Genomic DNA, 24,147 nt, shown 5'->3' with positions numbered 1-24,147 from the left:
CAGATAAAACAGTATTGAGTCCATCATACCAGATGGACTCTTTTTTTACTGTCTACCTAAAGGGGATAATACCAGAGGCCAAATAAAATTGACCTCTTTTTCTTTAAAGCGGATTACATTTTGGCATTTCAAGTCCAGACGATTGAGCCAATTTTAATAAGTAATAACATTCTTCCCTTGCCATATGATCTGCCATTCTCGCTGATAATACACTTAATACTTCATTCGATAACTCGAGTTCTTCCACTTCATGTAAAAAATGTGAAAATAATTTCAATTCAAGTGAAACATCTTTTGTAAACTTCTTTAATGCTGGAAAATGATGAAGCTCCGTTCGTAAATATCCAGTCATCTCAACCGCCTTTAAGTAAAATTGTTCAAAATGCTTCGTAAATTCTTCGCTTTTCTCTTTTAATCTTTTTTCAACAAGATCTAGCCCACCAGAAATAGAACCCGCATGACCAGCCGCATCCGTTAACCAAACGAGATGATAGTGCAGTTCATGAAAAACAGGTGGAACTTCCCCCTTCTTCAAAAACTCTAAAACCGTTATATACTCTTCCACTTCGTTTACCATATGATTAATAAAAGTTGGCGTAAAATGAATTGTAATTTTTCCTTCCAACTGTTTCTGTATAATATTTAATTTAAACATTCGTATTTCCTTAGCTGCTTGTTCTGCTTCTTTTGAGAATTCCACCAGATTTACATTCCGAACTTTATTTAACAAATTCGTAAATAGCTCAACAAAATAAGTAGCTTTTTTTATATCCTCTTTTTCCTTTGGAGCTAACGCATCAAGTAAAAATTGCGCATGATCAGTAAGTACCTTTAGCCAAAATTGATGCTCAAATAACGCACTTTCTTCATAATTTCTCTCCACTAAATCCCCTCCTTTTATTCACCCTTCTCTACTACTTGAAGTTTATATCCATCTGGGTCTTGTACTACAATACTCCTCGCACATTCATTTTCTGTATATAAAATTTCATAAAACGCTAGCTTCTTTTTCAATTTCTCTATGTTAGAAATCGTAAATGTTAAAGCCTCACATGAATCTGTAATACTTTTTTCCCGCCCACCTAACATGCGATTCATAACAAAACTAATTCTCGTTGAACCAGCATCATACCAAACCCCCGTTACATCTAATTGCGGTCTTTCTAAACTAGGTTTAATTCCTAAAATCCCTTCGTAAAAATACAACGTTTCCTTTAAATTTTTCACTTCCAATACAATGAATTGTTTCACAGTCTCCACATTCATTCCCCCCGTACCTATTACTTTTTTATATGTGTCATAAATGCCTATTATGTCTGAATACAATACGTAGTAATGAACATGTAAGGAGGTTTATTCGTGAATAAATATATGAGATCATTTGTGCCCTATCATAGTCCTCTCGATCCTTGTCCTCCTATCGGAAAAAAATATTATTCTACTCCTCCTAATTTATTTTTAGGCTTTCAACCGCCAAACTTACCGCAATTCACGCCAAAAGAAGCACTCCAAAAAGGAACTTTATGGCCTGTTTTTTATGACTATTATGAAAATCCTTATAAAAAAGGGCGGTGACTACTGACGTGACTCAATCGCTACCAGAAGAATATTATCAGCTGTTACTGGAGCTTCAAGAACTAGACTTTGTACTAGTCGAACTCACTCTTTATTTAGATACACATCCAGATGACACTGCTGCTATTAATCAATTTAATGACTTTTCCTATAAACGAAGAGTATTAAAACAAAAGATGGAAGAAAAATACGGGCCACTCCAACAGTTTGGAAACAGCTATTCTAATGCCCCTTGGGAATGGAGCAAAGGTCCTTGGCCATGGCAAATATAAAGGAGAGAAACTATGTGGATTTATGAAAAAAAATTACAATACCCTGTTAAAGTAGGAACTTGCAATCCAGCACTTGCAAAATTATTAATTGAGCAATATGGCGGTGCAGATGGAGAATTAGCTGCTGCACTCCGTTACTTAAATCAACGTTATACAATTCCTGATAAAGTCATTGGTCTCCTTACCGATATTGGTACAGAAGAATTTGCTCACCTTGAAATGATTGCTACAATGGTTTATAAGCTGACGAAAGATGCGACTCCTGAACAAATGAAAGCTGCTGGTCTTGACCCTCATTACGCTGATCATGATAGTGCACTCCACTACCATAACGCTGCTGGTGTTCCATTTACTGCAACCTATATACAAGCTAAAGGTGATCCAATTGCCGACCTATACGAGGATATTGCGGCTGAAGAAAAAGCACGCGCAACATATCAATGGCTTATTAACTTATCAGATGATCCAGATATAAATGACAGCCTACGCTTCTTACGTGAACGAGAAATCGTCCATTCACAACGTTTCAGAGAAGCGGTTGAAATTTTAAAAGAAGAACGTGATAAAAAAATATTTTTTTAAAACACGTATCCTAAGGATATGTGTTTTTTTACGTTATAAGTTAAATCCTTCCTATTAAACATATAAATAGTATATTTATTCGATTTAATGCATTATTTTTTAATTTTTTCAAAATTCCCTATTGCTTTCTAGTCATCAGACCTTTAAAATAATAACAGTTACTCGACAAATTGTTTGAATTTTCGACAAAAACACTCAGTAGGAGGATTTTCTTTATATGCGTACAACTTTAAAACCAGCGCAAATACTTTCGATTAGTTTATTACTATTCGCAGTTTTCTTCGGTGCTGGTAATATGATTTTCCCGCCACTCCTTGGACTTTCTTCTGGAGAGAACATGTGGATCTCCATTACAGGATTTATTATTACAGACGTCGGTTTATCTTTACTAGCTATCGTTGCTGTTGCCCTTGCCGGTGGTAGTTTTAACACGTTAGCAAGCCGTGTTCATCCAAAATTCGCAGCAATATTCGCTATCATTATTTATCTTTCAATCGGCCCACTATTTGTTATTCCACGAACTGGATCTGTATCTTACGAAATTGGGATTGCACCACTTTTCCCAGACCAATGGTACTCTATGTTAGTTTTTAGTGCGATTTTCTTTACAGTCGTCTACTTCTTATCATTAAATCCATCAAAATTAGTAGATCATATCGGAAAAATATTAACGCCCATTTTACTTGGAATTATTGCAATTATGGCAACAAAAGCAATTCTTTCACCAGGAACGTTTGCAGAACCTGTTGGTGACTATAAAGAAATTCCATTTTTCAAAGGATTTCTTGAAGGATTTTTAACGTTAGATGCAATCGGTGCTCTCGTACTATCAACAATCGTTGTAAATGCAATTCGTCAAAACGGTATACAAGAGAAGAAATCTATCGCAAAATATACAATCATTTGCGGAAGCATCGCTGCTCTATTCTTAACAATTGTTTACTTCTTACTCGGTTATATCGGAGCTTCAAACGGAAACTTAGGGCAATTCGAAAACGGTGGTCAACTATTAGCTACTGTTATGTATCACTTCTTTGGGACAAGCGGTAATGTTTTATTAAGTATCGCCATTATCTTCGCTTGTTTAACGACAGCAATCGGTGTTGTAAGTGCATTTGCAAACTATTTCGCAACAGTACTAACAAATGTTTCTTACAAAAAGCTTGTACTATACGTTTGTATCTTTAGCTTCGTGATTTCAAACTTAGGTTTAAGTTTATTAATCAAAATTACATTACCTGTATTAATTATTTTATATCCAATTACAATCATTTTAATTTTCGTATCATTTATTGATAAATATACGAAACGTAAACCTTCTGTCTACATCGGAGCAATGATCGCAGCATTCATTATTAGCTGTATTCACGCACTTGATAATGTGGAAATGATACCAAGTTTTATTGCGAATATCGTACACACCATTCCTTTTTATAACTTAGGAATTGGCTGGATTATTCCAGCAATCATCGGTGGTATAATCGGTTACTATATTCCCCAATCAGAAGCTGAAGGTGAAGTTTCTACAAAATAAAGAAAAGAAGCAAGCATGAAATAACATGCTTGCTTCTTTTTATTTTCTATCGCTACATACTGTATTTGTGTATGAACGGACCGTTAACGTATAGTAACCAAAGTAAATGATCATATACACCCCTATACTACCTAATAAAGGAATGCTATATTCAAACATACCTGTAAATCCCATCAAACTTAAAAATGCAAAGAATGTATGACAAATCGCAAGAAGTAATGGTACTAAAAATATTGCACCTACTTGCTTTCTTACAGACTCTGTTGCTTCCTTTTTCGTTAGTCCAATTTTCTTTAACATCCCATACGCTGGTCGCTCTGCCATCGCTTCTGTTATTTGTTTAAAGTATAAAATACAACCTGTTGCAAGAATAAAGACAATCCCTAAAAATACACTAGCAAACAATAATACTGCCCCATCTTGCAATTCAGATTGGCTCGCCTCTTCAAAGGATTGGAATTTCGCTTCTTTGGAAAAGATATTCGCTAGATTTTTCGTTACCTCTGCATTACCATTTCCTTCAACGATAAATCCGCTAACTGTAGAAACAGCATGTCCCTGCTGCAACTTATTAAATAGCGAATCTTGAACAACAAGTCCAATTGGTGCAAGTTTCGCACTCACAACCGTTTCCTCTCGATGATCAACGATTGTAATATCATCCTTCATCCCTTCAAAGTATACATGATTTCCTTCAAGTGAATTCTTTTCGATGTTATACGACTTATACGGATCTAATAAAATAACTTCCTTTTCAGAACCGAGAATAACTTGTTTCTTACCTAACATAGAAGCTACTTTATTATAATCTGTCACTTTTATCATTTGCACATTGCCATTACCTATTAAGTACCCAGTTAATATTTGTTCTCCATTTATCTTCCCTCGCATCGAGAACATAGCTACAGACGTTTCATTTTTAATTGCTAATTCATGTTTTTGAATTTCTTCTCTAACCTTCTTATCTAATTCTTTCCCAGTTGTTACATACTCATAACTAACTGGATTCATTAATGTCGCTGTCTTCTGTGCTCCATAATACATACTAGAACTAATTCCAATGGTACATAATGTTACCGCACTTAATAAAGATAATAACGCCAGCATCTTTACGTTTCCTTTTATTCTAAAGAACAGTGAAGAAATGGATAAAATGTTCGTTCCATTCCAATATTTCGTTTTATCTCCCTTTATTTTATGGAGTGATTTCACTGTATATTGCTCAAATAGTAAAAACGTACCTTTTACAATACAAACAAAAATCAGTAGACCTGTAATAAAAATGGCTCCAAATCCAAAGATTTGTGTGAGTAGCGCAATAATATAACCTGTAATTAATAAAACAATTGCTCGCTTTGCCTTCTTACTTGAATACGTAGGTGCCTCTTCTTTCTGATTTTCACCATATAGTAATTCAACTAAACGATGCTCATAAATTAACTTTTTACTTTTCCATGATGCAATAAAGAAAATTGCGCCTATCGTTATAAGAACTTCTACCATAGATAAAAATGAAATCGTAAATGTAAAAGTAAACGCACTTCCCATTAACTTCACAAGAAGCCCTGCGCACATATTCGCTATAAATAAACCAGCAAGAATACCTAACACACTTGCCACAGCACCAACTAATAACGTTTCATAAAAAAGTAACTTCGCAATTTCTTCTTTACGGATACCTAATAAACTATATAGCGCAATTTCTTTTTTCTTCTTTCGCAAAAAGAAACTATTACAATAAAAAATAAATATCGTTAAAAAGATAATCAACAATATTTGTGCAAACGTAAATGTCGTTTCCACTTTATCCGACTCTTTTAAAAGAGCTACTACACTTTCATTTCGTTTAATCGATACGAATGTAAAATAAATAATAATGCTGCCTACTAATGAAATAAAGTATAGAAAATAATCTTTCATATTTCGTTTTATACTACGTTTTGATACTTCTAAAAAATCCATCATATACCTTCACCCGCTCTCGCATTTCTCTATACATGAAGTGTATACGAAATTGTATTTCTCCCCTATCGATTTTCATTACATCTCTCTTACGATATTGTAATATAACAAAATAAAAGAACCTAGTTTCCTAGGCTCTTCACATCGTATGTTTAAAAGTAAATAACTCTTCTTTTGACTGCACAGCAGATTGTTCCTCTTCTGCAACATCCTTCTTTAGCTCTCCTCCTAACCTTACTTTCATCATCGCCTCTTCGATACTTTTTACAATCATATTTCCTGAAAAAATAGTAAGTCCAAAAAATGTAATCGGAACGAGAGGAATCCACGGATTCACTGTTAATGATCTAAAATAGACTCCAATTAGCCCTGACCATTCATGTGTGTAAGATTCTATTTCTTCTATCGGTCCAAAAAACTTAACCGTTCCGCCAAAGAATATTTCTAGTAACCCTAAGTGCAGTAAAATAGTAAGAGTCTGCGTAAACTGCTGAAAAAATACAAGTATAAACGTCATATAAAGATGCGGGAAAAGATGCTTTATAACAATATGTCTTCTCGATCCACCTAATATGCGCGCAGCATCAACAAATTCTTCCGTTCGTAACTTACGAACTTCCTTCGCAACATACAGTGCAATAACTGGCATTACAAGCATTACAAGTAAGACAACTTGAAACGAAGCCCTTTCAAAAAAGGTTGTTGTTTCCTCCCCACTTCCAAATGTACTTGCAAATTGAAGAAAAAAATACGCAATCATAACTGTCGGAATAACTGTAAAACTATCAAAAAAAGCCTCAATTTTTGAAAAACCTCTTTTTATGTACGTTCCGAGGACGACACCGAAAAACACACCTATTACCATTCGAAGTGCCGCAATTAAAATAGATATACCAATCGTCCACTTTGCGCCTTCAATGACTAAATGTAACAGGTCGTACCCTTTCCGGTCTGTCCCGAGTAAAAATTGTAATGAAGGTGAAAACGGTGGTACTTGCGGATTTTCATCCGCATCATATTGCAATGTAACTTGTCTAATATGTCCATCATTCCATATCGTATTTCCGATGCTCAAAAGAACTAATAGGAGAAGAAACCCAATGCTTATCCAAAATCTTTTATCACGTTTTATATACGTCCACATATTATAATCTCTCCTTCATCGCAGCCGGAATGAGATAATGAAACAATTTAAATAAAATAAAAATCAGAATATATATAAGAAGCACACTAACAATGAAAACCTCAACTCTAATACCGAAATACGATTTCAAAAACATAAAAATACCACCCGTATTAAAAATCCATTCTATAATATATAAATTAGATAACATAAAAAAGATATTCGTTTTCGCAAAGAATAATGTACTAAGCAACACATTTCGTAAAATATGACGATTTAAAATATGAAAGCGCCCCAGCCCTTTCGCCTTAGCAAATAGTACATAATCTTTTTCTAGTTCATTTTCAAAACGAAGCACGATCATTTTTACAAACATAATCGTAGTCGGGATGCTCAAACACAATATTGGCAACCCCCTAATCGACTCGCCTCCAATTGAAGCAATTTGAAAAGGTAAAAAACCTGTTTGTTTAAAAAACCATACAACTAAAATTTGTGATACTAAAATAAGAAGGATATCTGGAATGGATTCTAGGAAGATAAGAAATGATTTAATTCGATGTTGTATACGCGGTGAACTACTCATAATGACATAAACAATACAAAATGCTACAAATAATGAAATAAAAAAAGCAGCTAAAAAAATAATAATCGTTTCTTTATAATGGACGAACAGCTGCGGAAATAAAAATTTATCTCCCACATATTTAAAATTGGAGATGTCCATTAAATTCACAAACACTTCTTGTAAACTCTGTATGTACTGTGATGCATGCAGCTCAAATCCATAAAATAGTTTCGGCAATGTTCCTAAACAAATAATACCCAAAATTGAAATAAGAAATTGAAACGTCACTTCCATCCCATTCAAAAATACTTTTTTGACCATTTTCGCCCTTCTCTCTCTATAATTTACCCCTTAATTTTATTCTTAATTTTCTGAATTGTAAATATTTAATATATAAAAAATCGCTAGGTTATGACCCTAACGATTCTTTGTGTAACTGTTTTTCTCTTTTCGCAAATGGCATATATAAAATAAAACACCCAATAAGCGCTGCGAGTTCTAATGAAATAATATAGTAAGGATGTGGTCCTAACATATCAAGTAATGAAGCTGTTTCTGGCTTATGAGCTAAAAACATATAATTACCACCTGTTTTGTAATTTACAAACGAAACAATCGGAATCAATATGTTTAAAAATATCATTGTGCGTTTAATAGATTGTACTGTCGGACGATATCCTTCCACCCAAGTCATAAAGAGTGGCGCCCAAATGAGCAATATATGCGCGATAAAATATTCAATGAACCGAAAATGCGGAAAAGCATACTGCAAGTTTGGCGTTAAAATGGCTTGTGATGCACCAATAATTCCTGTAAAAAATACAATCTCATATATACGGTAACTTTTCGTTATGATCATAATTGACGCTAACAACAAACTAATCGTACATAACTCAAACGGTAATGAAGTGGCTAGCTCAAAAATCCCTGCTTTCCACTCCCACATATGAAGTCCAATTTCACTCCCTATAAATAGAAATGCAATCGCATATCGAACCGTTATATTCCACTCATTTTGACGTAATACATCTTGGTATTGATATAAAAAAACGATTCCCACCAACAGAATAAATAATATAATGGCATGTTGCCTTGAGTAGGGAATAAACGGTTTTAATGGATGCGCACTAAAATAAGCTTCCATCTTCCTTCCTCCTCTCCTTCATACAATATTATTGTAAGAAAAAAAACACGCGTCAATTCATTTGCTTACACTGGGACAAGCTCTACCTTACATTTACATATTCATACCTTACAAAACTGTAAGGTTATTGTAAGCTAAAACGATTTGTCAGATTCTTTACCTCTTCTATACTTAATGTAGATACTAAAACGAACGAAAAGGTGATAAATAGATGAAGAAGAAAAATAAAGTGTTAATTACTAGTGTAGTAGCAATCGGAATTGCAGCTGGATCATACTTTGCATTTGCTGGTGGCGGTTCAGAAGTAGCAATGGCATATAGCGGATATAAAGTAACAGAAAAACAGATTGAAAACGCGCAAAAATTTGGCGGTGAAGTCATTCCAAACGGAATTGAAACAATTTCATTTGATCCAACAAAAGGTACGTATGAATTAGCTGTAAAAAAAGGTGATGAAGTGAAAAAAGGGCAACTCCTTTTTAAATATAATGACCCTACTGCGAAACAAGGTGTAACAGAAGCAGAAATGCAAAAGAAAATCGCACAAAAAGAAGTAACATTGTTCCAAAAGCAAATTGATGCTGCGAAACAAAAATTGCAAAAAGATAAAAATGCAGGCCTTCCTGCTGAAGCATTAAAAGCATCAGAAATTGAAGTACAGCAATTAGAATCACAACTTGAAATGAAGAAATTTGAAGTGGAAAAAGCTGATGAGATGATTAAAGCAGCAAAAGAGAAAGTAAACACACTTTCAGTAACGAGCCCTGCCGATGGCGTAATTGATGATATCGTAAAAATCGCTGATGAAAAAACAGGTATGAGCGGCATTACACTTCGTCACGCTGGCCCATTTAAAGTAAAAGGTCAACTTTCTGAATATGAGCTTGCTAGTATGAAAGTTGGGCAAGAAGTAACTGTTTCATCAAAAACGGTCGCTGGTAAGACTTGGACAGGAAAAGTAACAGAAATTGGTTCTACACCATTAAAGAGTATGGATGAAAACAAAACAGTTTCTAACTATCAATTCACTGTCACATTAGATAATAGTGAAGAATTACAAAACGGCTTCCACGTTTACGTAACAAGTAAATCTGGCGAAGCAACTGGCACAATTGTTCCAAAAAGCAGCATCGTGAAAAAAGGTGACAAAAATGTTGTCTTCGTCGTAAAAGACGGTAAAGCGAAAGAACAAGCAGTTACTGTTGAATTCGAAACTGATAGTGAAGCAAAAGTTTCTGGAGTGAAAAAAGGAGAGGAAATTATCTCTAAACCGGAAAAAGACTTAAAAGATGGTATGGAGGTTGTCGCCCAGTGATTAACTTAAAAGGCATCACGAAATCCTTCCAAAACGGTGCAGAATCCGTTCAAATATTACACGGTATTGACGTAACACTGAACCAAGGAGAATTCACCTCTATTATGGGACCATCTGGTTCTGGTAAATCAACATTAATGAACATTATCGGTTGTTTAGATAAACCGACGACAGGTACGTACGAACTAGCCGGTCAAAATATTTCAAACATGTCTGAAACAGAACTTGCACGCGTTCGTAATAAAGAGATCGGATTCGTATTCCAAAACTTCATGTTATTACCGAGACTTACAGCGCTTCAAAATGTAGAACTACCTCTTATTTACGCTGGAGTCGATAAAAAAGAAAGACGCGAGCGCTCATTAGCTGCTTTAACAAAAGTCGGTTTAGCTGATCGCGCTACTCACTTACCGAACGAATTATCAGGTGGACAAAAGCAGCGTGTCGCTGTTGCACGTGCAATCGTAAATAATCCAAAGTTCATTTTAGCCGATGAACCGACAGGCGCACTTGATACGAAAACGAGTACACAAATTATGGATCTCTTTTACGAATTAAACAAACAAGGCTCAACAATCATTATGATTACCCACAATCGTGAAATCGGGGAAGCTGCAGCACGTCAAATTGTAATTCGTGACGGAAATATCGTCCAAGATTGGAGAGGTTAATTTTGAACACGAGTGAAAATATACGCATGGCCCTTTCCTCTATCTTTGCCCATAAAATGCGTTCTATCTTAACGATGCTAGGAATTATTATCGGTATTAGTGCCATTATTACTATCATTTCAATGGGTGATGGTACAAATGCAAAGTTTAAAGAAGAATTAGGCCAAGGAAAAGATAATGAAGTAACCATTTACTACAAAAATCCCGATTACGGAACAGATAGTGCAAAAATCACACCTGATATGCTAAACCGTCTGCAAACTGTGTCAGGAGTTAAAGATGTGTATCCAGATGTAAGTATGAAAGTGAAAGCATCTGCCGGTTCAAAAGATGTAAATCTTGATTTAAAAGGTGGAACAGGCGCCTTTATGACAGATTCAAAAATAAAATTAGTTCACGGTCGTGAATTAAACGACAGCGAATTAAACCAAGCAATCCCTGCTGTTATATTAAATGAAGAAGCTTTCAATAAATTGTTTAATGGTTGGGAATCAAATTTATACACAGATATAAAAGGAAAGCCGTATAAAATAGTCGGTGTATACGAAACAAAAAACGAATTTGGAATGGCTATGCCTGAAGGTTATACATCACTTGAAAACGCTCCTGTCATTTCAGGAGTAACTGAGTATGACTCTGTAAGATTAACAATGACCTCTCCGACAGAACGTAAAAATGTAGAAAAACAAGCCGTTTCTGTTTTAAACGAAATGAAAGCTCCTAAATTTGAGCACAAATTCGAAGCACAAGACTTAGGTGAATTTACGAAGCAATTAGATGAGTCAATCGGTATGATGAAAATGGTATTCGGTGGTATTGCCGCTATCTCCTTACTTGTTGGTGGTATCGGTGTAATGAACATTATGCTTGTATCTGTAACAGAGCGTACACGTGAGATTGGTATTCGTAAAGCTCTTGGTGCAACGCGTGGTAAAGTATTAACACAATTCTTAATTGAATCTTGTATTTTAACAGGACTCGGTGGTTTTATCGGATTCATGCTCGGCATCTTCTTCGCTTGGATCGTCTCCATCTTTGCTGGATGGCCACTCGTTGTCTCAAAAGAACTTGGACTTCTTGCAGTAGGTATCTCCATGTTAATCGGTATTATATTCGGTTTACTGCCAGCTAACAAAGCTGCCAAACTGGATCCAATTGAATGTTTACGATATGAATAAACAAAAACGTAGGAGTTTACACTCCTACGTTTTTTATTTATCCCGCTTTAATGGGCAGTAAGACCCCCACCTCAAAATTCAGTGAAAGCAAAGAAGTTAGGTGGGGGTCGGGCTGCCCATTAAAGTCCGATTGGTTCAACTAATAATCAGTGGAAGCCCCCCACTGATTAAAGTTTCACTTTATCTATTAAATCGTATTTCTTCTATTATATATATTTCACGTTATCAACACTTTTCATTATTTTAACCTACTAAAGCTATGATAGAATCCTATTATTGCAAAAATACTATGTGCTAGACCAAAATCAAGGCGTAATTTTTTCCATACCTCGACTTATTTTGTAACAATTATAGCGATTTTTTATTAAATTTCATCTTATTTCTATTTCTCCACAACTGAAATAGTTATTTTTACATAACTAGTTACCTGCTCCAACATCAAAATACGCATTTTTTGTAATATCTACGAAACAATTATGTAACACCTAGGAAACATTATTAATCTATTAGAAATTGAAATACTCTTTATTTTATGTATCACATGCTCAAACCTCCCCTGAAAACTATAAGAAAGCGCTTTTAGGATATTACTGGAATTATTACAGAATATTAATGAGCCGTTACGAAAGCTTTGTAATTCTATGTTTTTCGCAAATAAGAAAATAATGGTTGCTATAATGAGGTCAACGAAAACAAATGCAATGGAGGCTATTATGAAAAAATTTATGGGTATAGCAACAGCAGCGGTTTTTGGTCTTGGGATTTTCACAACATCTGCTAAAGCAGAAACAATCGTAACGACTGATGTACTAAATGTACGAGAAAACCCAACTACTGAATCAAAAGTTGTAGGAAAATTATTAGATGGATATAAAGTTAACGTTTTACATACAGAAAACGGATGGTCAAAAGTGAAATTGAATAGCGGTAAAGAAGCTTTCATTAGCGCTGACTACACAAAAGACACTTACTACGTAACAGCTAACGTATTAAACGTACGTGCTGGTGCAAACACAGACTCAGAGATTCTTGGTAAATTGAAACAAGATGATGTAATCGAAACAACACACCAAGTTGAAAATGGTTGGATCCAATTTGAATATAACGGAAAAACAGCTTATGTTCACGTTCCTTACTTAACAGGTAAAGCTCCAGTTAAAGTTCAACCAGTAGTTAAAGCTGAAAAAACAACTACAGTTCAAGATACAGCTAAAGCCGTGGCAACAACTAAAGCTCGTGAAGTAGCTGAAACTCAAGCAAAAGCTAAAGCGGAGGAAGCAACTAAAGCTCGCGAAGCAGCTGAAGCTCAAGCAGCGGCTAAAGCTCGTGAAGCAGCTAAGGCTCAAAAGGCAGCTAAAGCTCAGGCTGAAGCTAAAGCTCAAGAAGAAGCTGAAGCTCAAGCAGCAGTTAAAGCTCAGGAAGCAGCTAAAGCTCGTGAAGCAGCTAAAGCTCAGGCAGAAGCTGAAGCTCAAGCAGCAGCTAAAGCTCAAGAGGCAGCTAAAGCTCGTGAAGCAGCTAAAGCTCAAGAGGCAGCTAAAGCTCGTGAAGCAGCTAAAGCTCAAGAAGAAGCTGAAGCTCAAGAGGCAGCTAAAGCTCGTGAAGCGGCTAAAGCTCAAAAACCAGCTACACAACAACCTGTCGCAAAAGAAACTGAAACAAGTGCACCATCATCTTCTCGTGAACTACGTGTTGTAGCAACAGCTTATACAGCAGATCCACTTGAAAATGGTTATAAAGCAGGCGACCAAGTAAAATCAGCTTTAGGTCACAACTTAACAGCTAATCCAAACATGAAACTAGTCGCGGTTGATCCAAGTGTCATTCCATTAGGTTCAAAAGTATGGGTTGAAGGTTACGGAGTAGCAATCGCTGGTGATACTGGTGGGGCTATTAAAGGAAATAAAATTGATGTTTTAATGCCTGATAAAGGTACATCAAGTAACTGGGGACGTAAAACAGTTACAGTTAAAGTATTAAACTAGTTCGTATAAAAAAGAGTCGGTCTCAATGAGGCTGACTCTTTTTTTATGATTCTTACATTCTTTCTCCTTCACTCCCGTCCGATTCTATATACGATAGACTACCATTTCAACAGAAAAAAGAGGATGCCACAGCATCCTCTCCTTCTCTCCCCTATTCCACACAAGTAAACTGCGTCCAAGCTCCTACATAATCTAGTAAGAATAACTCTTCTTCTGCAATTGTACCTACAATATTTTTCCGTTCATCTATCGGCATTTCTTTTAGAATGATTTGTAGTTCACCTTTATACTTACCAAATGAATTGTTTCCAATTACAACTTGCCCTCTTTCCTGTCGTACACTTTCGCGCACCGGGAAGTCATAGTCTTTGTATTTCTTACGTACTTCTGTAGAACGTACCATATATTCTGTTATATCGCTGCGTCTTACATGTAATTCTTGTAGCGTGGCTCTCTTCTCTACTTCAGTCGCCTCGTCTACAAAGTGTACCTTTAACTGTAACATGTAACGATTTAAGTTTCCTAGTTTCTCTAACTCTTCTTCACTTGCATAAGCATTTCCGATAATAACGTCATCAATAAGCCCTGTCGCCCATAAATGTTTCGCTTGTACTTCAATCGGTAAGTTACGATGCTCTTCTAATGTACATAATCCGTCGTTAATATCCCATGGACCGATGTTAGCTGCATGTGACGTAATAAACGCTGCCGTGCGAATACCATGTTTTTTAAAGCGTTCACTACAGCGAATGAAATATTCGTATGGAAGTCCAGTAAATTTTTGCGGATAAAAGTTATGACAACCAATTAAAGCTGACTTATTTGCCTGATGCGAAAGAATATTTTCTAAGTACGCAATATCGTTACTTACGTTTAGCTCAATTTTTAAGCCATACGGGTTATTCGTCATTTTCGCTTCAGTTAATCCGTCAAACCCTAAATCTAATCGAATACCGTCTGCACCTAACTCTGCGAAAAATGATAGATCACTATAACTAATACCGAGCTGATCAAAGACAGCCGGAGCTACATCTAAAATAACTTCCATATTATTATCTTTTGCATGATGAATAATTTCTTTAAATTCAGCTACAATTTCTTCTTTCGGACGATTCACAGACAATAGGCATGTGAATATTCTTGAAAAACCGTGGCGTGCCGCTGCCGAAATGTATGCCATATCTTTTTCCTTCGTTGAATGCTCTGGATAAAGTGAAATTCCTAATTTACGCTCCATGCTTTTGCATCTCCTTCACACGTTGTATTAATGCCATGCTCGTAAATCTATATTTTGCAGATAAACATGTTGCACATAAAATCGTTGGTACAATAATTACGTACGGTGATTGTAAGCTTAGCATTACATAGGCACCCATTGAACTACCGATAAATACAATTGATACTAGTAGTAAAACTAATAAAGATTTACTTTGTACCCATTTTGAATAATGTGCAATACACTGCCCCGCTACAAATGTAATTAAGATGATAATTGCTCCGAGCATTTTTCTTTCTCCTCTCCTGCTAATTGTTGTTTCTCATACATTTTGAAGAACGGATAGTAAATAACGAATGAGATAACAAAGTTAACAAGTACAAGTACACCAGCCATAATTGTCCAGTCCGTACTAATAACCGCTGCAATTGGCGCTAACATCGTAAATGGCAATTTCGCCATCATCATCGGAATCATACCTGAAACAACTGCGAAATATGATACTGTCGTTGTCACTAACGGTGTAATTACGAACGGAATAATTAAGATTGGGTTCATTACAATTGGTGCCCCGAAAATAATTGGTTCATTAATATTGAATAAGCCTGGCACGAATGATAATCTACCTAACTCTTTTAAGAACTTAGATTTAGAGAACATAAACATAATAACTAAAGCTAACGTTGATCCTGATCCACCGATCCATACGAACCATTGAATAAATTGCTCTGTAAATAAGTTTGGTAATTGATGTGCATTTCCTGTAGCTGTGAATACTTCCATATTTTCAAGAATTGCTGAATCCCACATTGGACGAATGATCGGTCCTAAAATCGCAGGCCCATGTATACCGAATGACCAGAAGAATACGATTAAGAATACTGTTAATAAACCGCCGAATAAATTATTTCCTACTAATACTGATTTTAGTGGCGCGATTAAATATGTGATTGTTGTATTTACATCAAATTTCAAACCGTAACGAATGCCCCAGAATAAAAGAATAACTGCTAACGTTGGAATTAATGCTGCAAACGAATTTGAAACTGCTGGTGGTACACTATCTGGTAATTTAATCGAGATATTATGCTTAATCATAAAGTGATAAATTTCTACTGCAATTAAAGCTGTAACAATTGCGCCGAATAAAGATGTTGCACTTAATGTTCCTACTGAAATGTATCTACCTGCATCAATAACACCTGGTACGGCTTTCGTAATTTGAATTGGTTCAACTGATGCTAGTAAAAAGGCGAGTACAGATAATAACCCTGCACTTAACTGATTGAGCTGATAAAAGTTCGCGAGTGAAGCCCCTACCCCAAATGCTGCGTATAACGCCATTAGTCCTACTGTAAATCGGAATGGAATATCTAAAATATGGCGAAACGGTGCAATCCACTCCATATATGCATCAATTGGTAAGTTTAAAAAGATAACGAAAAATGATCCGACAATCGTTAACGGCAATGTAGAAATAACTCCGTTTCGAATTGCTAATAAATGTCGCTGTCCGGCAATCTTTTGTGTTGTTGGCATAATCTTTTGTTCCATAAAACTCATAAAACCATTCATCAAAACCCCTCCTCTTTCTCTTTTCTATGAAAGGATGAAATAAAGTTATAACATTATAATGTTTATATTTAAAAAAATATAATTATGCTAAAACTAATTGTTCTGCTTGTTTCAGTACTTTCAAACCATCACACATGCCATAATCTCGTTGGTCTATAATCGCAACTGGTATATTGTATGAGTTTGCAAGAAACTGTACCGCTGGAAATAAATATTTCACTTGCGGACCAATTAAAACAACATCAGCATTTTTTATTTCCAGTTTCACAAGTTCTGAATCAACTGCTTTAATTTTATAATTCTTCCCTTGTTTCATTGCCTCTTCTTGCATTTTTCTTACAACCATACTCGTTGACATGCCTGCTGCACAACATAATAAAATGTACATCTTATACTGTCACTTTCTCTTCTACTCGTTTATGAAGAGTGATAAATTCTTCAGCAAGTTCTTTCACTGTAATTGCATTCATTAAATGATCTTGTGCATGCACTAACAGTAAACTGATTTCTGCATGATTTCCTCTTGCTTCTTCTTGAATTAAGTCTGTTTGAATACGATGAGCTGCTGAAATTTCTTCCCTAGCAAGTGTCATCTTTTCACTCGCATTCTCAAAATCTCCTTGTCTTGCAAAAGCAATTGCTTCAAGTGACGCGCTTCTCGCGTTGCCACCATGTAAAATTAACGCAAATGGAGTTTGCATATCAGTCATTTTAAATTCCCCCAAGCCATCTTTTTTCTATATTGTTATCTTATTATGAAAACGCATACAATTAAACATAAAAAACTTCCGTTGTGTAACGGAAGTTTTTATATACTTCTCTTATAACGATAATAATATCTCTTGAAAATCTTCAACCACTTCAGCCTGAGCTAATTTCTCTATCGTATTTTGATTAGACATAATATCATATAAAAAATCATAAAGCTTTTGTAAATCTTCATTATTATTGCGCTTTACACTAAATAAAATAATAACTTGTACTTTCTTATCTCCCCAGTCAACCGCTTTATCAAGTGTACAAAACATCAAAAATGTTTTCTCACTTAATAACTGCATCGGATGTGGAATCGCAACTAAATTCCCAACTGCTGTAGGGGATGTATTCTCTCTTTCCATAACAGAGTCATAAAAGCTTTCTGGTACATAGTTTTTCTCAGCAGCTTTCTCACATAAAAATTGGATAACCTCTTCCTTTGTAGAAGCACTGTGATTTAAAAAGATTAAATCTTCCTTCATATATTGCTGCACACTAGTATTCACATGCGCAAATAACTGCTGACCAATTGACTTAATCTCTTTATCATCAAATATTGAGTTTACTTTTATAACAGGCACAGGTAAACCACTTGGTATATGAATCGTACTAATAATACAATCTATCTTTTCTTTGTAGAGATCTTCTACTTTCAATTGATAATAGCCTGTAATCCCTACAATCTCTAATTTATCTCGGAACTGTGATAGAATTTTATATTTCAATAGTTGAGCACTTCCTTGACCAGTCGCACAAACTAATAAACATCTTTTCTTTTGATTCTGTTCCTGTAAACGACTCATCGCTCCGCCGAAGTGAATCGCAATATAACCAATTTCACTTTCCGGAATCGATTCTCCCGTATATTCACCAATTATATCTCCAACAAGAACCGCAATTTCAAAAGCATACGGATAATTCTTTTTCACTTCTGCCAAAAGAGGATTTCTCGTATTTAACTTATACTTCAAACGGTTTAATAACGTTTTTAAATGAACACCAAACCCGAATAATAATTCTTCATCATAATAAAAAATAAGATTCCGTTCTTCCGCTACTTTAAAAAGAATATGTTGCATGAATGCATATAGATCTTTTCCTAATAGTTCTTCCACATTTTCATAACGATTTTTCGCTGTAACAGCAGTACTTAATAAATGCATCGTCACATATAAAACTTCTTCTTCGGGAAATGAAAGATGCAACTCTTTCTCTAAATCCCCTAAAATCTCTTTCGCAATTGTATATTCTTTCTTTATTATAAGTTCAGCTTGCTCTGTATGTAGTCCTTTCATATAATGTTGATCTTCACAACGCTTTAATGCAATTGCAATATGAATGACTAAATTATCAATTTCTATATCTGATAAATATATCGCTCCTCCTTCGATATACTTTAATATAATCGAACGGATAAGCGGTATATGAGGTAACGATAAATATGTATCATTCTGCTCAAATTGCTCATGAAACGGAGTATGGTCATAACGCGGTAAACCATATTGTGATAAACAAGAACGAATATGAAACTCCTCTCCGACAATACGTATACCATAATATGGTCTCTTTTCAATTTGTAATTGATAGCGACCACATATATCTGTCACATCTTTCATAATTAAATTTACAGTCGATTTACTTACATAAATCTCCTCTGCTAGCTGTGAAAGCTTCACATACCCATCTGTCGTTAAAATACGTTGCAGAATGTAAGCTATCCTTTCTTCATAAGAAGTCGGGATTTTTTCTGTCTGTTTTTGAAATAGACTCACGCAAAACTCTTCAAACTTCTTCGCTTGTATAATTTCTAGTTCGTATCCAGTCCCTCTTTGCGATTCAATTTTCGCTCCGTTTTCTTCCAATATATCATTTAATAATTTTATATCTTTTTGAATCGTCTTCGTTGATACATGTAAACGGCTCGCTAAAAAAGCTCGATTTAACATCGATTTCTCTTCTAAAAACTCCTCTAAAATAGAAACTAATCGCTGATGCACCTTTGTCATAGCTCTTCCTCTCGCAATTTATATATAAAAAGGAAAAAGCTGCTGAGGTCAGTAGTTTTTTCCTTTTTTAATTTATCTATTTCTTTAATGTAAATCCGAATTTATCCCATGCTTGTAAATAGTCTAGTAAGAAAATCTCTTCTTCTACAATTCGACCAACTACATTTGTTTTTCCTGTATTCACCATATCTTTTAATGCAATTTGCAATTCACCTTTATATTGGCCATATTGCTCATTATCAATTAAAAGATCGCCGCGCTTAATTTCACGTGTATTATGAGGTTTAAACTCTTCTTTTTTATATTTCACACGGCTTTGTGTCGAACGAATCATATATTCAGATACATCCCCGCGATAAAAATGAGGTTCGTCTAATACGATAATTCTTTCTAATTCTGTCGTTGTATCATATAACTCTATATCAAATGTTTGTTTCTCTTTATTTAATGCACCTAGTGCTTGTAATTCTTCTTCTGATGCATAAGCGTTCGCAATAATAACATCATCAATTAATTCTGTCGCAAATAAATGCTTCGCCTGTGTTGTCATTGGTAGTTCACGATGCTGTTCTAACGTACATAATCCTTCTGTTACGGGCCAAGGTCCATATGTTGCATCAAATGATGAAATAAAAGCAGCCGTTCTCATACCGTAATCTTTAAATTGTTTCGAGCATGTAATGAAATGATCGTATGATAATCCAGAATAACGATGCGGATAAAAATTATGGCAACCAATTAAATTTTCACGATTTGGTCTATGGCTCATAATATTATCTACATACTTCGTACCGTTACTCATATTAATCTCAATTTTTAAGCCATACGGATTGTAAGTCATAATTGATTCTTCTAATCCTGAGAAACCAACATCTAAACGAATACCGTACGCACCTAGTTCATGGAAGAATGATAAATCATTATATGAAATACCTAGTTGTTCAAAAACAGCTGGACTAATATCAACTAATACTTGGAACCCTAATGCATTTGCATGAGAGATCGTTTCTTTAAACTCTTCTATAATTTTCTCTTTTTCTCCATCTACAGACAATAAGCATGTGAATACACGTGTAAATCCGTATTTACTTGCTAATGTTAAATATTCCTTATCTTTCTCTACTGTTGAATGTTCTGGATAAATAGAAATACCTAATCGTCTCATATGTACACGCCTCTTTCTTCATTGTTTTGTAAACCTTTTCAAATATATGTAGTGAAAAAGTATATATCCCCTTCTCATTCACTACTTTTTGAATCCGCTTTCTTTAAAGAAAAAATAGTTTCTATCATTCATACCAACTACAAGTCTATACATCTATACTTTACAACTTTTTTTCATAGTTGTGTAGCTTTTACACAAATTTGTCAGTTTTTCACCTCGAAAATTGTTGTACGTTTTCAAGGCACCTTCCTTGACTGTTACATTGGCCAATACATATACTCGAAAGAAAAGAGAAATTTTTTATATAGGGGATGAATACATGGGAGAAGCAATACTCGTAAAACGAGAACCGTTATGGACGAAAGAATTTGTCGCGCTAATTCTAGCAAACTTATGTATGTTTTTAGGATTTCAAATGTTAATTCCTACTTTACCCGTTTATGTGAAAGAAATTGGAGGTACAAGTTCCAATATCGGATTCGTTGTCGGCATGTTTACTGTTGCGGCACTTTTTGTTAGACCGCTAACTGGAAATGCCTTGCAAAAATTTAGCAAAAAAATCATTTTAATGATCGGTACTGCTATTTGTTTACTCGCTATGGGTAGTTACCTTTTCGCTTCAACTGTTTTCCTATTGCTTGCCGTTCGAATTTTACACGGAGCTGGTTTTGGTATTACAACGACTACATATGGAACTGTCGTTTCAGATTTAATTCCGCAAGCTCGCCGTGGTGAAGGCATGGGATATTTCGGTCTTTCTGGAACGATTGCAATGGCGCTCGGTCCACTTATCGGACTTTGGCTTATGCAAACATATAACTTCACGATTCTTTTTTTATGTGCACTTTCCTGTACAATTGTTTCATTAATATTAACGAAACTACTTCAAATCAAAAAATCGCCGCAATCACCACAGCAAACATCTGGTACCTTCCTTGATGGATTTATTGAACGTAAAGCTTTACTTCCTTCATTATTAATATTATGTATTACATTAATGTACGGAGGAATTGGGAGCTTTATTACATTATTTGCTACGGAAGTCGGAATTGCTGATATAAGCCTCTTCTTCTTATTTAATGCACTTGCAATCGCCGTCACTCGGCCGTTTTCTGGAAAATTATATGATGCGAAAGGTCATACATTCGTTATTATTCCAGGAGTTATTATTACGTTTATAGGTATTATTTTATTGTCGTATACAACTACAATTCCAAGTTTAATTATTGCGGCAGCATGCTACGGAAGTGGATTTGGAGCGATTCAACCTGCTCTACAAGCATGGATGATCGACCGAGTAGCACCTCACCGCCGAGGAGTTGCAACAGCTACATTCTTCTCAGCATTTGACCTAGGAATTGGTGCTGGCGCAATTATTTTTGGATTCATTGCACATTTTACAAACTACGCAACTGTATATCGTTATTCCTCTCTACTACTTATTGCTTTCCTGTTCATTTACATCACAAGTGTAAAAAAACAAAAGCACGGAAATAAAAACAGAGAAAAAGCTGCTGGATAATTTCAGTGGCTTTTTTCGTATTTTTGATGTTATAAAACTACATGCATTTTCCTACATATTTTTTTTACTTTCATCAAAAAATATACGATGAACTCGCAGACGCTTTCCTTCATATTCAACCGAACAATACTATTCTAAAAAGTGTGATTTCTTTACAAAATTAAGATTTATACAAGATAAAAACCAATAAAATACAGCCATTTCTTTAAGGAATTGTAAACTTTTCTTCCCTTTGTAAATTTAGTGTAAATTTTACGGATAAACCGTTTACAGTGCCTCAAGGTTCAGTTAATAATTACATCGTACATGAAATTTAAGGAGTGGAATGCGTGGAATATAATGTTCAAGATATGATCTTCCAGTTCATTGGTGGATTAGGTATTTTCTTATTCGGGATTAAATACATGGGCGATGGACTGCAACAAGCTGCTGGAGATCGTCTTCGCGATATTCTAGATCGCTTTACAACAAACCCACTAATGGGTGTACTAGCAGGTATGCTAGTTACTGTATTAATCCAATCAAGTTCAGGAACAACCGCTTTAACAGTCGGACTCGTAAGTGCTGGATTTATGACATTAAGACAAGCAATCGGTGTTATTATGGGTGCGAACATCGGTACGACAGTTACTGCATTTATTATCGGAATTAAAATCGGAGAATATGCTCTTCCAATTATGGCAGTTGGAGCTATCTTACTATTCTTCTTTAAAAATAAAAAAGTACATTCTTTAGGTCAAGTTATATTCGGTTTTGGTATGTTATTCTTCGGTTTAGAACTAATGAGCACAGGTATGAAGCCTCTTCGTTCTTTAGAGTCGTTCCAAGAATTAACAGTTAGCATGAGCGACAATCCAATTCTAGGTATTGTTGTTGGTACAGTCTTCACTTTAATTGTACAAAGTTCAAGTGCAACAATCGGTATTTTACAAGAACTATTCGGTCAAGGTGCAATCGATTTACACGCTGCCCTTCCTGTATTATTCGGTGATAATATCGGTACAACAATTACAGCAGTATTAGCAGCAATCGGTACTTCAATTGCTGCAAGACGTGCAGCATTGGTTCACGTTATCTTTAATATTGTCGGTACAATCATCTTTACGATTTTATTAATACCTTTTACAAATTTAATTCAATATTTCCAAACGTCATTAAACTTAAATCCAGAAATGACAATTGCATTTGCACACGGAACATTTAACGTAACGAATACAATCATTCAGTTCCCATTCATCGCTGTATTAGCATGGATTGTAACGAAAATTATTCGTGGTGAAGATGCTGCTATTGATTTCAAACCGCAACATTTAAATCCAATCTTTATTGAACAATCTCCAGCTATTGCTTTAACAGAAGCACAAAAAGAAATTATTCGTATGGCTGAGTTTTCATTACATGGATTAAAAGAAGCAAACCAATTTTTAAACACACAAGACAAAAAACACGCTGACATGGCTACTCAATTAGAAGGAGCTATTAACAATTTAGATAAAAAGATTACCGAGTATTTAGTTTTACTCTCAGAAAAACCACTTTCACCGACAGACTCTGAGAAGCATTCAGTTCTAGCAGGTGTTGTTGGAGATATTGAACGTGTCGGTGATCATGTAGAAAACCTTGTAGAACTTGTAGATTTCCAAATCTCAAACCGTGTTTCCCTATCAGACGAGGCACTAACTGAACTAAATGAAATGCTTGAGTTAACGATTTCAACATTACAAGACGCAGTTGAAGCTTTAACAAACTTCGATACTGAACTAGCTCAAACTGTTATTGCAAAAGAACGTAAAATCGATCAAATGGAACGTGTTCTTCGTAAACGTCACGTATTACGTCTAAACGAACGTAGCTGTTCAGGTGATGCAAGTATCATCTTCGTTGATATGGTAAGTAACTTAGAGCGTATTGGCGATCACGCTGTAAATATCGCTGATGGTGTTTTAGGTGAACAAGGTAAAGTCAATTTAAAACAATCATTATAATAAAAAAGAGACGCTA

23 protein-coding genes are annotated in these 24,147 nt (G+C 35.2%); 10 read left to right on the top strand and 13 right to left on the bottom strand.

The genetic code is table 11. The features are described from left to right. Nucleotides 1–103 precede the first annotated feature (103 nt). Nucleotides 104–883, bottom strand: a complete 780-nt coding sequence (locus tag PDQ68_RS20665; protein WP_061183481.1) for a DUF2935 domain-containing protein — start codon at nt 881–883, stop codon at nt 104–106. Nucleotides 884–897: 14 nt separating this feature from the next. Further along, on the bottom strand, nt 898–1,326 hold the full coding sequence (locus PDQ68_RS20660; RefSeq protein ID WP_270786932.1) for a VOC family protein: 429 nt from the start codon (nt 1,324–1,326) through the stop codon (nt 898–900). Nucleotides 1,327–1,359: 33 nt separating this feature from the next. Here PDQ68_RS20660 and PDQ68_RS20655 point away from each other — a divergent pair, with 33 nt between their 5' ends. The 4 genes from PDQ68_RS20655 to brnQ2 all read left to right on the top strand — a co-directional run bounded on the left by PDQ68_RS20655 (nt 1,360) and on the right by brnQ2 (nt 3,963). Continuing rightward, nucleotides 1,360–1,575, top strand: coding sequence for a spore coat associated protein CotJA (locus PDQ68_RS20655; protein WP_001046257.1), 216 nt, complete (start codon nt 1,360–1,362; stop codon nt 1,573–1,575). An 8-nt stretch (nt 1,576–1,583) separates the two neighbouring features. Then, a complete protein-coding gene (locus tag PDQ68_RS20650; protein ID WP_000194492.1) occupies nt 1,584–1,847 on the top strand; it encodes a spore coat protein CotJB in 264 nt (87 codons plus the stop codon). Nucleotides 1,848–1,859: 12 nt separating this feature from the next. Further along, the gene (gene cotJC / locus PDQ68_RS20645) at nt 1,860–2,429 is read left to right on the top strand and encodes a spore coat protein CotJC (protein WP_000265273.1); all 570 of its coding nucleotides are present in this window, start codon (nt 1,860–1,862) and stop codon (nt 2,427–2,429) included. A gap of 217 nt (nt 2,430–2,646) precedes the next feature. Further along, nucleotides 2,647–3,963, top strand: a complete 1,317-nt coding sequence (brnQ2, locus tag PDQ68_RS20640) for a branched-chain amino acid transport system II carrier protein BrnQ2 (RefSeq protein ID WP_001260903.1) — start codon at nt 2,647–2,649, stop codon at nt 3,961–3,963. Between the two features lie 39 nt (nt 3,964–4,002). Here the strand turns inward: brnQ2 and PDQ68_RS20635 are convergent, their stop codons facing one another. From PDQ68_RS20635 to PDQ68_RS20620, 4 genes are all read right to left on the bottom strand, one after another. Beyond that, nucleotides 4,003–5,925: an FtsX-like permease family protein gene (locus PDQ68_RS20635; RefSeq protein ID WP_029141063.1), complete on the bottom strand. Its 1,923-nt coding sequence runs from the start codon at nt 5,923–5,925 to the stop codon at nt 4,003–4,005. 139 nt (nt 5,926–6,064) lie between these two features. Further along, nucleotides 6,065–7,069, bottom strand: a complete 1,005-nt coding sequence (locus PDQ68_RS20630; protein WP_061183483.1) for an ABC transporter permease — start codon at nt 7,067–7,069, stop codon at nt 6,065–6,067. A 1-nt stretch (nt 7,070) separates the two neighbouring features. Then, nucleotides 7,071–7,937 (bottom strand): ABC transporter permease subunit, encoded by an 867-nt coding sequence (locus PDQ68_RS20625; RefSeq protein ID WP_061183484.1) that lies wholly within the window; start codon nt 7,935–7,937, stop codon nt 7,071–7,073. An 88-nt stretch (nt 7,938–8,025) separates the two neighbouring features. Next, on the bottom strand, nt 8,026–8,760 hold the full coding sequence (locus tag PDQ68_RS20620) for a YwaF family protein (protein ID WP_061131360.1): 735 nt from the start codon (nt 8,758–8,760) through the stop codon (nt 8,026–8,028). Nucleotides 8,761–8,971: 211 nt separating this feature from the next. Here PDQ68_RS20620 and PDQ68_RS20615 point away from each other — a divergent pair, with 211 nt between their 5' ends. From PDQ68_RS20615 to entC, 4 genes are all read left to right on the top strand, one after another. After that, on the top strand, nt 8,972–10,075 hold the full coding sequence (locus PDQ68_RS20615) for an efflux RND transporter periplasmic adaptor subunit (RefSeq protein WP_000728817.1): 1,104 nt from the start codon (nt 8,972–8,974) through the stop codon (nt 10,073–10,075). Beyond that, on the top strand, nt 10,072–10,746 hold the full coding sequence (locus PDQ68_RS20610) for an ABC transporter ATP-binding protein (RefSeq protein WP_270786930.1): 675 nt from the start codon (nt 10,072–10,074) through the stop codon (nt 10,744–10,746). Before PDQ68_RS20615 ends, PDQ68_RS20610 begins: the two co-directional genes overlap by 4 nt. Before the next feature lie 26 nt (nt 10,747–10,772). Further along, complete coding sequence (locus tag PDQ68_RS20605) at nt 10,773–11,924, top strand: ABC transporter permease (protein WP_404841256.1); 1,152 nt, start codon at nt 10,773–10,775, stop codon at nt 11,922–11,924. Nucleotides 11,925–12,514: 590 nt separating this feature from the next. Next, complete coding sequence (gene entC / locus PDQ68_RS20600; RefSeq protein ID WP_270786933.1) at nt 12,515–13,906, top strand: cell wall-binding protein EntC; 1,392 nt, start codon at nt 12,515–12,517, stop codon at nt 13,904–13,906. Nucleotides 13,907–14,057: 151 nt separating this feature from the next. Here the strand turns inward: entC and PDQ68_RS20595 are convergent, their stop codons facing one another. The 7 genes from PDQ68_RS20595 to PDQ68_RS20565 all read right to left on the bottom strand — a co-directional run bounded on the left by PDQ68_RS20595 (nt 14,058) and on the right by PDQ68_RS20565 (nt 20,624). Then, entirely contained in the window at nt 14,058–15,143 is a 1,086-nt protein-coding gene (locus PDQ68_RS20595) for a DUF871 domain-containing protein (protein WP_061183487.1), read from the bottom strand. Then, the gene (locus tag PDQ68_RS20590) at nt 15,133–15,411 is read right to left on the bottom strand and encodes a hypothetical protein (RefSeq protein WP_000900037.1); all 279 of its coding nucleotides are present in this window, start codon (nt 15,409–15,411) and stop codon (nt 15,133–15,135) included. The genes PDQ68_RS20595 and PDQ68_RS20590 overlap by 11 nt, the downstream gene beginning before the upstream one ends. Then, nucleotides 15,387–16,697, bottom strand: coding sequence for a PTS sugar transporter subunit IIC (locus tag PDQ68_RS20585; RefSeq protein ID WP_001013055.1), 1,311 nt, complete (start codon nt 16,695–16,697; stop codon nt 15,387–15,389). Before PDQ68_RS20585 ends, PDQ68_RS20590 begins: the two co-directional genes overlap by 25 nt. A gap of 82 nt (nt 16,698–16,779) precedes the next feature. After that, nucleotides 16,780–17,085: a PTS sugar transporter subunit IIB gene (locus tag PDQ68_RS20580; RefSeq protein ID WP_016716536.1), complete on the bottom strand. Its 306-nt coding sequence runs from the start codon at nt 17,083–17,085 to the stop codon at nt 16,780–16,782. A 1-nt stretch (nt 17,086) separates the two neighbouring features. Then, nucleotides 17,087–17,407, bottom strand: a complete 321-nt coding sequence (locus PDQ68_RS20575) for a PTS lactose/cellobiose transporter subunit IIA (RefSeq protein WP_000131337.1) — start codon at nt 17,405–17,407, stop codon at nt 17,087–17,089. Nucleotides 17,408–17,518: 111 nt separating this feature from the next. Then, nucleotides 17,519–19,459 carry a BglG family transcription antiterminator gene (locus PDQ68_RS20570; protein WP_016716535.1) on the bottom strand — a complete coding sequence of 647 codons (1,941 nt, stop codon included), beginning with the start codon at nt 19,457–19,459 and terminating at the stop codon, nt 17,519–17,521. A 76-nt stretch (nt 19,460–19,535) separates the two neighbouring features. Continuing rightward, nucleotides 19,536–20,624, bottom strand: a complete 1,089-nt coding sequence (locus PDQ68_RS20565; RefSeq protein ID WP_001253342.1) for a DUF871 domain-containing protein — start codon at nt 20,622–20,624, stop codon at nt 19,536–19,538. 319 nt (nt 20,625–20,943) lie between these two features. Here PDQ68_RS20565 and PDQ68_RS20560 point away from each other — a divergent pair, with 319 nt between their 5' ends. Together PDQ68_RS20560 and PDQ68_RS20555 are read left to right on the top strand one after the other, a co-directional pair. After that, on the top strand, nt 20,944–22,146 hold the full coding sequence (locus PDQ68_RS20560; RefSeq protein WP_016716534.1) for an MFS transporter: 1,203 nt from the start codon (nt 20,944–20,946) through the stop codon (nt 22,144–22,146). A 329-nt stretch (nt 22,147–22,475) separates the two neighbouring features. Further along, nucleotides 22,476–24,131 carry a Na/Pi cotransporter family protein gene (locus PDQ68_RS20555; protein ID WP_061183489.1) on the top strand — a complete coding sequence of 552 codons (1,656 nt, stop codon included), beginning with the start codon at nt 22,476–22,478 and terminating at the stop codon, nt 24,129–24,131. The last annotated feature ends 16 nt before the right edge of the window (nt 24,132–24,147 follow it).

The sequence above is a fragment of the Bacillus cereus group sp. Bc010 genome, from assembly GCF_027716745.1.
Classification (GTDB): domain Bacteria; phylum Bacillota; class Bacilli; order Bacillales; family Bacillaceae_G; genus Bacillus_A; species Bacillus_A pacificus.
This window is presented reverse-complemented; position numbering and strand designations above follow the sequence as displayed.

Coding starts and splice junctions, on each gene's coding strand:
- cotJC (WP_000265273.1), top strand. CDS start 1,860: ATGTGGATTTATGAAAAAAAATTACAATACCCTGTTAAAGTAGGAACT.
- brnQ2 (WP_001260903.1), top strand. CDS start 2,647: ATGCGTACAACTTTAAAACCAGCGCAAATACTTTCGATTAGTTTATTA.
- PDQ68_RS20635 (WP_029141063.1), bottom strand. CDS start 5,925: ATGGATTTTTTAGAAGTATCAAAACGTAGTATAAAACGAAATATGAAA.
- PDQ68_RS20630 (WP_061183483.1), bottom strand. CDS start 7,069: ATGTGGACGTATATAAAACGTGATAAAAGATTTTGGATAAGCATTGGG.
- PDQ68_RS20625 (WP_061183484.1), bottom strand. CDS start 7,937: ATGGTCAAAAAAGTATTTTTGAATGGGATGGAAGTGACGTTTCAATTT.
- PDQ68_RS20620 (WP_061131360.1), bottom strand. CDS start 8,760: ATGGAAGCTTATTTTAGTGCGCATCCATTAAAACCGTTTATTCCCTAC.
- PDQ68_RS20615 (WP_000728817.1), top strand. CDS start 8,972: ATGAAGAAGAAAAATAAAGTGTTAATTACTAGTGTAGTAGCAATCGGA.
- PDQ68_RS20605 (WP_404841256.1), top strand. CDS start 10,773: ATGGCCCTTTCCTCTATCTTTGCCCATAAAATGCGTTCTATCTTAACG.
- PDQ68_RS20595 (WP_061183487.1), bottom strand. CDS start 15,143: ATGGAGCGTAAATTAGGAATTTCACTTTATCCAGAGCATTCAACGAAG.
- PDQ68_RS20590 (WP_000900037.1), bottom strand. CDS start 15,411: ATGCTCGGAGCAATTATCATCTTAATTACATTTGTAGCGGGGCAGTGT.
- PDQ68_RS20585 (WP_001013055.1), bottom strand. CDS start 16,697: ATGAATGGTTTTATGAGTTTTATGGAACAAAAGATTATGCCAACAACA.
- PDQ68_RS20580 (WP_016716536.1), bottom strand. CDS start 17,085: ATGTACATTTTATTATGTTGTGCAGCAGGCATGTCAACGAGTATGGTT.
- PDQ68_RS20575 (WP_000131337.1), bottom strand. CDS start 17,407: ATGACTGATATGCAAACTCCATTTGCGTTAATTTTACATGGTGGCAAC.
- PDQ68_RS20570 (WP_016716535.1), bottom strand. CDS start 19,459: ATGACAAAGGTGCATCAGCGATTAGTTTCTATTTTAGAGGAGTTTTTA.
- PDQ68_RS20565 (WP_001253342.1), bottom strand. CDS start 20,624: ATGAGACGATTAGGTATTTCTATTTATCCAGAACATTCAACAGTAGAG.
- PDQ68_RS20560 (WP_016716534.1), top strand. CDS start 20,944: ATGGGAGAAGCAATACTCGTAAAACGAGAACCGTTATGGACGAAAGAA.